Genomic DNA, 10291 nt, shown 5'->3' on the forward strand with positions numbered 1-10291 from the left:
CGCTTGAGGAAACCCCAGTGTGGATTTTGAGCCAGTATCTTTTACAACTTGGGTTGTCTACTGAGTTCCGTCGCCCCGTTGAGGATGGCAAACGGATTAGGTATTATCGACTGAATACTGATGATGTGGTGTTTGCAAAGCGGGTTTTGGAGTATCGCCAACGGCAGCGAGAGGAGAAACAAAGGAGGCGGCAGGAAGAACAGGACAAACACGCGGCTTATGCAGCTAGAATGCAGACTATTTATGGCATCAACGCTCTGTCCACACCCCCCATTAATGAAGATGGAAGTAATAATCGGGGGGGTATGGACGGACAGAAAAACCCCTATGATTCTTGGTGGCAGCAGGTTAAATATTATGCTCAGTTAGTGATTCAGAGGGTGGAGTATGGTGTGGAATCAGTCAAAGAGTTTCTCAAGACCCTAACGAGTGACGAGCGTTGGGGCGTGATGCTGGAGTTTGATGAGGTTGAGCCTCTTAAATTTGGCCAGTTGGTTGCAGATGCTCCCGATTGGGTGCAGTGGATGGGGTGAAGGGTTGGGCTTGGGGCGATCGCACTCTTTTGTTTGTTGGGACAAAGGCAAGAATACCGTGACCGCGCAAGTAGGTGGTGTACCCTTCGAGTGGGCGCGGATGTACAGTGACTTTTTATTTGTCGCTGTGCCAAATTAATCTCATTGAAGGTGTAAAGCTTGCATTCAAAGAGCGTTAAGCTTAAAAGTCACACGGAAATTTCAAGCTATGTCAACATCAATAGTTGCAAGCCTAAACTGGATAAAGCTTAACTCAATGGCACGAATTTGTCTCAACGCCATTTAATTTGTCACTGTACACTATCAATTATCGCGGCGACATTCTGATTCACGCTGCAAAAACCTGTACCAAGAAAGAGTACCAGGTAGCAAGAGAATTTTGCCAAGGGATGGGGGTAGTAATCCCCGAATTAATCTCTCTACGTCGCGGACAAGTTATTGGCGTTGTCACAATAGTTGATTGCAAGTTTTCACAAGTTGCGTCTGGCTGGGGGATGCCTGGGCAGTACCACTGGAAGCTGGAGAATCCGCGCGAGATCACACCAATTCCTTACATTGGGCAATTGGGAATTTTTGAAGTGCCGGATGAACTGGTCATGGAGGCGGTTGCATGACTAAACAATATTTTCTCCCATCACCAACGCAATTTGCTTTGATTGAGCATTAAATTCCTCTACCAATTTTGAATTAGGTGGGACAAATTCTACTTCATAGAATTATTGAAATTACCCAAATCCATATTTTTATTCTCCCATGATGGCTCTAAATTCACAGGAACAAGTTTAAGCTTTGATATCCTGAATTTGGGTTTGATTATTACTGAATAAAGTAGCTAATAACTATGGTAGATTATATTGTTTTTATCCATAAATTGAAGTATAGCTGTTTCTTTATCTCGTGATAATCCACTGGCATATTCTAGTTGCTCGACTAGATCCCATCGCCAAATATCATGAATAGTTTGGGTTAAAGAACGGAAATTTAATCCATTTGTCAGTGCTTTGCTATTACTTAAACAAGGAAATGTGTTTTGCAAGTTTGGTGGAAGCCATAAGGGTAATTCTTGCCAATGTTCTACTTTGTATGATTCTAAAATTTCTCGCGGAACCCATGTGAATGTTGCATTACTGCTAGTTACTTGCTGGCAAGTTGCTAAAAATTGTCCCAGTTTTAGGTAGTAATCAGGCCCGACAGCGTTATATACTCCGTTTTTGTGAGTTAATATTAGCCGATAAATCCATTGCACCAAATCTCGCGCATCAATATATTGCACAGGTAACTCAGGACTCTCAGGAGCTAATACTTCTCCACCTTGACTAATTCGGCGTATCCAATAAGTGAAACGCCCAGTATTGTCATAAGGCCCAACAATCAATCCTGGCCGAACAATTAAACCTCGCCGAGCGTAGACTTTTTGAACTACCGACTCTGCCATAGCCTTGAGCGTGCCATAAGCCTCTGCATTCATTTCTTGAGGAGGCTCTTGATTAATGGGGTAAAGCGGTAGCATTTCATCTGCGTTGGTTTGAAATTCAGCATAGACACTAATAGTAGAAACAAAAACATAAGTGCTTACTGAATCTTTTAATAGTTCTGCTGTCTCCTGCACTAATTGAGGCAGATTTAGAAAATAGCCAGCAGTATCAATGGCAACATCCCATTTTCTTCCTTTCAAAGCTGCAAGATCGCCTTTGACGCGATCACCGACTAATTTTTCTACATTTGGATATAAGCTGTTATTGGTTTGCCCTCGATTGAACAAAGTTACTTGATATCCCTGATTCAAAGCAATCTCTACAAAATGTCGTCCTAAAAATTGAGTGCCACCTAGAATTAATACTTTCATAATTCCATCCCAATCAAAAGCTAGCTATAAGAAGACTTTAAATACCTTTATGGTCTAATGGATTTCAACTATAATTCTATCTAAATGCAAATATAGCCTAAGTAGACTATGTGAGGTCGAGCAATCTAGTAAAACCTAGACGATTTTCTTGTATATAAATCCAATTTGCTAAATATCAAAAAATTTATCCGTCAATGATAGCCTTTTTATGCAAGAGATAAAAAATATCCCATACTATCAGGTTATTCATCCAGACCCACTATTAACTCCCTATATTGGCTGTTATTGGATTTTACGAAACACCAAAGTCAGCAAACCCAGACGAGAACTAATTCTTCCAGATGGTTATGCTGAACTTATCCTCAATTATGGAACGCCTTATTCCTGGCACGATCCCCATCGGCAGATTGAGCGTGTAATCGACAAAGTTCAGATCGTTGGTGAGCGGGATTTTTCAGTGATGGTTGATCTTAATCCTGGTTTAAATCAGATAGGTGTGAAGATGAAGCCTATTGGTTTATTTGTATTGCTGCATCAGCCACTTAATTTATTAGCTAACCAGATATTGAAACCAGATGAATTATCGATTGACGTGTTGCAAGAATTATACGAACAGATTTATGAAGCAGATTCCGATCAATCTAAAATTAACTTACTCAACAAATTTTTTTTGAAGCGACTTTTAATAGCAGATTTGCCCGAACTTCTCATTAGCAAAGCATTACAAATAATTCTCAAACAACAAGGTAATCTTCGCATTGACTCGCTGACAGAGTATCTTGACATACATTATAAAACCTTAGAAAGAAAGTTCAAAACATACGTTGGGTTGAGTCCTAAGACTTTTGCCCGCATTGTGCGGTTTAAAAATACCTACAAACAATTCCACGCGAACGCTCATCAAGATTCATCTTTCTTCCTAGACCTCGGCTACTACGATCAGAATCATTTCATTAAAGACTTCAAATATTTTCTACACACAACTCCATCTAAATATTATCGACAGCAACAATCTTTGTCAGATGAAATTGTGCGTCGTGGATTAGTAGAGCGAGCTATGTCCAAAATTTACTATCCTCCAGCCGTTGAGTTACGTCATGCTTAAACCGACGCTCTCAACAAAAATTTTGAAGTAAGAAACGATGCCACCGGATCAAAGAAAACCTTTGGCCAGTTCCCGACGCAGGTTTTTGGGTCAAGCTTTGACTGCGGCCGGAACTGCAATCGCTGCTCCCAAGTTGCTCAATAATGTCGAAGCTAGGGAAACTACACAAACTGCTCCCGATCTCAGTTCTCCTATCCAAGGTGAGGCGCAGGTAACGCTGACCATTAATGGAAAAGCACATACTGTGATGATTGAGCCGCGTGTAACACTATTAGACGTGCTGCGAGAGCGCTTAAGACTCACAGGCACGAAAAAAGGATGCGATCACGGTCAATGTGGTGCTTGTACCGTACTAGTAGAGGGAGAGCGCGTCTACTCCTGCCTTTTGTTAGCGATCATGCAGGAAGGCAAACAAATCATGACGGTTGAGGGTTTGGCAAGGGGTGAACAATTGCATCCAGTGCAAGCTGCATTTATAGAAAATGACGGATTTCAGTGTGGTTACTGTACGCCAGGACAAATTTGTGCGTCTGTTGCCCTACTTAATGAAGTTCAGCGCGGTGCAACCAGCGTGGTAACGCCTGATTTGACCCATCCTCCAAAACTGGCAGATATATCAGCAGTGGAAATCCGAGAACGTTTGAGTGGGAATCTCTGTCGTTGCAGTGCGTATAACGGCATTGTGGCCGCAGTACAACAAGTAGCTGGACAAACTCCACCTCCCCCTGATGCCCTCGTGCTGATTCGGGAAGCGGCGGAGGTAGAGACATGAAAAATTTTTCTTACGTCCGTGCGACATCTGTGTCAGAAGCGATCGCCCACTCATCAAACAACCCATCTGCCCTATTAATCGCCGGAGGTACAAATCTAGTTGATCGCCTCAAGGTGTTTTTGGATCAGCCATCGCAACTGGTTGATGTGTCTCGCCTGGATCTCAAGCAAATTGAAACCACGCCAGAGGGAAGCATCCGCATTGGGGCATTAGTCACAAATACTGCTGTGGCAGATCATCCCCAAATCCGGCGCAAATATCCTCTGTTGTCCCGTGCGATTCTGGCTGGTGCATCCCAACAAATTCGCAATGTGGCTACTGTTGGGGGTAATTTGATGCAGCGTACTCGCTGTGTTTACTATTACGACACTGCATTTGAGTGTAACAAACGGCAACCGGGGTCTGGCTGTCCGGCTATAACTGGTGTGAGCCGTAGTAATGCTATTTTGGGGGCAAGCGATCGCTGTGTGGCAGTGCATCCTTCTGATATGTGCGTAGCTTTAGCAGCTGTAGTGGAAGTGGAAGGGCCACGAGGCAAGCGGCAGATTCCCTTTGCGGAGTTTCATCGCCTTCCCGGTAATACCCCACAACGCGATACTAATTTAGAAGTTGGGGAGTTAATTACAGCCGTAATCTTGCCGCCTCTGCCTTTTGCTCAATCTGGGGTGTATCTCAAACTACGCGATCGCGCCTCCTATGCTTTTGCTTTAGTTTCTGTTGCCGCAGCCGTTGATGTTTCTAGTGGACGCATCCGTAATGCACGATTGGCAATGGGTGGTGTAGCCCACAAGCCTTGGCGATTGTTGCCAATGGAACAGTTTTTAGTGGGGAAATCTGTGGAGGATGCCACTTTACGGCAAGCAGCAGACCTTGCCCTGCGAGATGCTAAACCACTGACTGGCAACAAGTTCAAAGTTGAATTGGCGAAACGAGCCATTCGCCGAGCGATTGCCGTTGCAGCTAAAGGAGAGGGAATAGCATGAGTAAAGTAATTGGTACATCTGTAAGTCGCAAAGATGGACGGGCAAAGGTAACGGGAAGTGCAACCTATGCCGCAGAACATCAAATTCCGGGGCTAGTGTATGGTTATCTGGTGACTGCAACCATTGCTAACGGACGTATTCGCAGTATGGATGTGGGGGCAGCTAAGCGATCGCCCGGCGTTTTGGCTATCTTCACTCACCGCAATGTCCCTAAAATCTTTAACCCTGCTAATGACTGGCAAGCATCTAAAATTTCTGAATCCAGATTACCCTTGTCTGATGACCGCATCTATTATGCTGGTCAAATCATTGGATTGGTGGTTGCTGACACTTTAGAGCGGGCGCGTGATGCTGCCAATTTAGTGCAAGTTGAGTATGAAATACAGCCCCCCCTGATTGACACCAACAAAGCCAGCTATACCAATCAAAAAGATTATGAGTTCCAGAAAGGACAGTTAACCAAGGACAATTTTGCAGCAGTGGTAGCAGGAGCAGCCGCTACTGTGGAGGCTACTTACAATACAGAGGTAGAACTGCACTCTCCCCTAGAACCCCATGCTATTATCGCTCATTGGCATAATGCCGACTCGGTGACAATTTATGAGCCGACGCAATGGGTGGTAATCTTGCAACGTACCTATGCTGATTTGTTAAATATTCCCGTGGAACGAGTCCGCGTAGTCACTCCTTATATTGGCGGTTCTTTTGGGGGCAAAATCTTTCCCTGGTCTCACGCCATTCTTTGTACAGCCGTAGCACGGGAAATTAATCGTCCTTTAAAAGTGGTGGTTTCCCGTCGCCAAATGACTACCAATACAGGACACCGCGCTTCTACTGAGCAAATACTACGTCTGGCAGCTACCTCCAAGGGCAAGCTGATGGCAATTGAACATATTGTTAGGAATGCTACTTCGCCAGTAGAGAACTTTGTCGAACCTTGCACCAGTATTCCACCTGTAATGTATGATGTGCCAAATCTCCACTTACAGCAAGATTTAGCAGTGCTAAATGTCCCCACGCCAACATATTTGCGCGCACCAGGTGAAAATCCGGGGATGTGGGCGTTGGAGTCAGCAATGGATGAATTAGCCTGGACGTTGCAGATAGACCCCGTACAGCTACGCCTCCTAAATGAAACTCAAGCGCATCAAAAGACAAATTTACCATTCTCTGCCAAACACTTTGCCGACAGCTTGCGAGTGGGATCTGAGAAATTTGGCTGGAGTCAGCGTCCCAAACAACCGCGAGCTATTACTCGTGATGGGTTACAAAGCGGTTGGGGGATGGCTGCGGCCAGTTTCCCTGGTTATCGGCGGGCAGGTGCAGCCAAGGTACGACTATTATCTGATGGTACTGCCCATGTGTTGACGGCTGGGAACGATATCGGCACAGGCACTTATACAATAGTGGCGATGACGGCGGCGGAAGCTTTAGGGCTACCTGTGGAGAAAGTGCGCGTAGAACTAGGCGACTCAATTATGCCTGATGGTGGCTTGGCGGGTGGCTCATCAATGGCAGGCTCTCTCATGCCTGCTGTTATGCAGGCTTGCCAAGACTTGCTCAAACAAGCTAAAGCGAAAACAGCAACAGAGGCGATCGCTATGTTGCGTCAGTCGGGAAGGGCAGCTATTGAAGTTACTGCTTCAACTACTCCTAATGACAAGGATAAAAAATTTACCTTTTATTCCTGGGGCGCACACTTTTGCGAGGTGAGTGTAGATGAAGAAATCGGACGCTTGAAGGTGACTCGCTGGTTATCGGTGATCAATGTGGGGCGAGTTCTCAACGCCAAAACCGCTGCCAGTCAAATACGTGGCAGTGTCATTATGGGAATTGGACAAGCACTGATGGAGGAATGCCATTTTGACCCCGCCAGTGGCTACCCCGTCGTTTATGACCTAGCAACTTACCACATACCAACACACGCAGATATTCCCCGCATTGAAGTAGTCTTTGTAGGTGAGCCGGATCTGAATGCCAATTCGATGGGGGTGCGTGGTGTTGGTGAAATCGGGATTACAGGTGTAGCGGCGGCGATCGCTAATGCTATTTATCATGCCACAGGCAAGCGATTACGGAGTTTACCATTCACATTAGATAAGTTGATTACTCAGTAAGTAGGCAATAAGTATGAATGAGTTACAGCATATCTTGAAAGCATTTGCACAAAGTCAACAGTCCAGAAAGCTTACTGCTTTAGCAACAGTTGTACAAACAAGTGGCTCGGTTTATCGCCGACCAGGAGCGCGAATGCTACTGGTTGAAGATGGACAGATGATTAGTGCGATTAGCGGCGGTTGTTTGGAAGGCGATGTTTTTGAACGGGCGCAATCACTTATGTTCTACGGTGGTGAGCCGGTGGTAGTCAGATATGACACTACATCTATTGAAGACATTGTGTTTGGTTTTGGTTTGGGGTGTAATGGCGTTGTGGATGTTTTAATTGAATCTCTGGGCGATGAAACTGCTGCCAGCCAGATGTCTTTCATTCAAGACTGTTTGCAGTCTGGGCAAGCAGGGGTTATCGCCACTGTCTTTAAAATAGTAGGAGTACCAGATATTACAGTTGGTTCTCGACTGATGCTGAAATGGGATGGCACTGTCATCAATCATATTTCTAACGCTGTGATTGCTCAAACTGTAGAAACAGACGCTCGCCATGTACTGGAGAAAAAACAAACTCGCGTACAATCCTATGCCATACCCCAAGGGCAAATTGATGTGTTGATCGAGGTCATTGAGCCATTAGTACCACTACTCGTATTTGGAGCAGGATATGATGCGATTCCCGTAGTGCAATTGGCTAAACATCTGGGTTGGCACGTTACCGTAATTGATCATCGCCCAGGATATTTAAGGGGCGATCGCTTTCCCCAAGCTGACCAAATTCTCTGGTGTGAACCAGACGATCCTAATTCTTACCAATATTTGTTAACACCGCAAACAAAAGTAATGAAACAACCATTTTGACTTGTTTTCTTGAATATCATCAAGACATTGTGGAGGTATACGATTTACTCTACCGCAAGGAAGCAGAGAAATGGATGCTCAAAACTAGTTCTTACCCAAAGCTAAGGCTAGATAAAGATTGGGTCTGTAGCCAGTTACAAGACATAGGATTAAAGATCGTTAAAAATGAAATTCTCAATGGAATGATCTGTATTATTGCAGAAAAGATATGAGTATTTGGTGTCACGTGAAAAAAGAGGGCAGGGGGAGCAGGGGGGGTAAACCTCTGCGTAAACACAGAGGCTTCAAGCAAGGATGTATTGTTTTTTTGTTTCTTCCTTTTAAAAAAGGAGGCTTCTGACCACTAGGTGAGGGTATTCTCCCAAGCGCTTCAAGAGCCTCAAGAGCTTCAAGTGCCCTCCTTTCCGGTGGGCCAGTATGGAATGGATATTTGAGTCAGTGGCAAGTATGGATGAACTTTGCAGATGGTTGTAAGTCTGTGGGGTGCGATTGGGTAGCGGCGGTGTAGGTCAGCAAATCCCAGCAAATCCCGTGTCAGTTATTTATGGTACAGCGGGGCATTTTTCGAGTCTTGTGCCTAACCAACACAACCAACACAAAAGTTAAGGTACGAAAGCCAACACGCCTACAGGAGAAGGGTGAACCTCCACGTAATCTCAGAACTGCGATCGCAAGTTTAGTACCCTTGGTTGGTAATTGGTCTAAATTGGTAAGATTTTCTAGTACAATACCAGACTGTGCCAACACCAGACGGTTAGTAGCACCCGCTAGGATCGTGTCCAGGGTCTACACCATGAGTATCTATTCCCACACCTGCAATTTGTCGTTTTTTTGTTCATCAACGAAGTGAGTAATTTCGGGTAACTCTGGTTCTGGGATTTGACAAACCCTTTCCTGGTCACACTCCAAAATCTCGGTTTCCACTTCCTCATCCAGAGGGTTCGCCACTTTGCAATCGACGGGAACCGCCAAGATTGCAAGTGGCTCACTTTTTTCAAGCTCAACAGCAGAGTGTTGCTGTGGCTTTGAAGCTTGAGTATGGTTTCTGTGGTATTGTTCTGCATTGAATCTTGAAGGTTCAGTTTTGCCTCTGCGAGGTTCAAGCAGTTTATTAAGTACATCAAAGTTCAATTTATACTGCCATGTCCGATCCTGCCCATTACCTGGATTTTTCTGCTTTGAGATAATGTCCATTTCTTCAAGCAGAGCGATGGCTGCGCCAACGCCAAGGGCGAACGCACTTCGGATAACGTGAAGGCTATGCTCACCCATTAGGTCAGCGTAAATCCGTTTGAGTGGCTGATAAATCCAAGGAGTACGGTGATTTTTCAGCTTCCATTTTGTCCAATGCCTGAAGTATTCAATCAGCTTGGCCGCACAGAAGTTACCAGTGATATCAAGATACTCCCGGCGCAGAATCGCCAGGACAGAAAATTTATCAGTAGAGGCAATGCTGCTCATATTCCACCTTCCATATATTTGTCAAAACTGGTTTGGCTAAAACGGCATATTTTCTTGGTCTTCTTGGGGTGCTTGCGACCAAAATTCCCTGAGCTTTTGGCGTTTCGCTGCCTGAAATTGCTGTTTCTCTTCGGGCGATACTTCACCAACCAATCGCTCTACTTCAGCCCGTTGCCGTTCCTTCAACTGCTCACTAGTAGTTCACCGATCCAATTTTGCGATGTAGGTCGAGCAGGGGGAGCAGGGGGAGAAAATTCCTCCCTCCCCAGCCCCCCAGCTTCCCCAGCCTCCCCAGCCTGCCACCACGCAAAGTTTACTTGGCAGACTACTAGTTACAGCAGGTAAAGCCAAGGGTTCATTTTTTGCGGATGACCGGAAGTTACGGCGACGGAACAGAAACCGGAAATGGCGCTTATCTTGTGAAGGCAGCGATCGCCCAGGGCAAACGCATCTAAAGTATAAGAATCCTTTAATAGCAAGGGTTTGGGCGTTTTTTAATTTAGCCTATTTTTTCGTCAATATCCTTATCCAGCAAGGGTTTCAAAAATCTTGTGCGTTCGCCCTGTGGGGGTGAACGAAAAAAGGTGTGGGAGAGTAGTTAGCGAGCATCTTACGCTAACA

The 10291-nt window shown here is 45.2% G+C and carries 10 protein-coding genes and 2 pseudogenes; 8 read left to right on the forward strand and 4 right to left on the reverse strand.

Translation table 11 applies throughout. The features are described 5' to 3' along the window. The 3 genes and pseudogenes from AC5JL8_RS38485 to AC5JL8_RS38495 all read left to right on the forward strand — a co-directional run. Positions 1-533, forward strand: a pseudogene (locus AC5JL8_RS38485) (bifunctional DNA primase/helicase); the annotation flags it as partial. Further along, complete coding sequence (locus AC5JL8_RS38490) at positions 502-672, forward strand: hypothetical protein (RefSeq protein ID WP_495884933.1); 171 nt, start codon at positions 502-504, stop codon at positions 670-672. The pseudogene AC5JL8_RS38485 and the gene AC5JL8_RS38490, both read left to right, overlap by 32 nt. 148 nt (positions 673-820) lie before the next feature. Beyond that, the gene (locus AC5JL8_RS38495) at positions 821-1147 is read left to right on the forward strand and encodes an ASCH domain-containing protein (protein ID WP_495884934.1); all 327 of its coding nucleotides are present in this window, start codon (positions 821-823) and stop codon (positions 1145-1147) included. A 218-nt stretch (positions 1148-1365) separates the two neighbouring features. Here AC5JL8_RS38495 and AC5JL8_RS38500 read toward each other — a convergent pair whose 3' ends face one another. After that, positions 1366-2379, reverse strand: coding sequence for an NAD-dependent epimerase/dehydratase family protein (locus tag AC5JL8_RS38500; protein ID WP_495884935.1), 1014 nt, complete (start codon positions 2377-2379; stop codon positions 1366-1368). Between the two features lie 208 nt (positions 2380-2587). Between AC5JL8_RS38500 and AC5JL8_RS38505 the strand changes: the two genes are divergently transcribed. The 5 genes from AC5JL8_RS38505 to AC5JL8_RS38525 are packed head-to-tail and all read left to right on the forward strand — an operon-like array spanning position 2588 to position 8209. Further along, a complete protein-coding gene (locus tag AC5JL8_RS38505) occupies positions 2588-3484 on the forward strand; it encodes an AraC family transcriptional regulator (protein ID WP_495884936.1) in 897 nt (298 codons plus the stop codon). Between the two features lie 37 nt (positions 3485-3521). After that, a complete protein-coding gene (locus AC5JL8_RS38510; protein WP_495884937.1) occupies positions 3522-4256 on the forward strand; it encodes a 2Fe-2S iron-sulfur cluster-binding protein in 735 nt (244 codons plus the stop codon). Beyond that, entirely contained in the window at positions 4253-5239 is a 987-nt protein-coding gene (locus AC5JL8_RS38515; RefSeq protein WP_495884938.1) for an FAD binding domain-containing protein, read from the forward strand. The genes AC5JL8_RS38510 and AC5JL8_RS38515 overlap by 4 nt, the downstream gene beginning before the upstream one ends. Beyond that, positions 5236-7356 (forward strand): xanthine dehydrogenase family protein molybdopterin-binding subunit, encoded by a 2121-nt coding sequence (locus AC5JL8_RS38520; protein WP_495884939.1) that lies wholly within the window; start codon positions 5236-5238, stop codon positions 7354-7356. Before AC5JL8_RS38515 ends, AC5JL8_RS38520 begins: the two co-directional genes overlap by 4 nt. A gap of 13 nt (positions 7357-7369) precedes the next feature. Next, positions 7370-8209 (forward strand): XdhC family protein, encoded by an 840-nt coding sequence (locus tag AC5JL8_RS38525; protein WP_495884940.1) that lies wholly within the window; start codon positions 7370-7372, stop codon positions 8207-8209. A gap of 602 nt (positions 8210-8811) precedes the next feature. On the opposite strand, the pseudogene AC5JL8_RS38530 reads toward AC5JL8_RS38525, so the two are convergent. From AC5JL8_RS38530 to AC5JL8_RS38540, 3 genes and pseudogenes are all read right to left on the reverse strand, one after another. Continuing rightward, positions 8812-9041: pseudogene (locus AC5JL8_RS38530) on the reverse strand (cyclase family protein); the annotation flags it as partial. Then, entirely contained in the window at positions 9011-9670 is a 660-nt protein-coding gene (locus AC5JL8_RS38535) for a hypothetical protein (protein ID WP_495884941.1), read from the reverse strand. The pseudogene AC5JL8_RS38530 and the gene AC5JL8_RS38535, both read right to left, overlap by 31 nt. A gap of 36 nt (positions 9671-9706) precedes the next feature. Then, positions 9707-9856, reverse strand: coding sequence for a hypothetical protein (locus AC5JL8_RS38540; RefSeq protein WP_495884942.1), 150 nt, complete (start codon positions 9854-9856; stop codon positions 9707-9709). Positions 9857-10291 lie beyond the last annotated feature (435 nt).

The sequence above is a fragment of the Mojavia sp. genome (assembly GCF_059505145.1).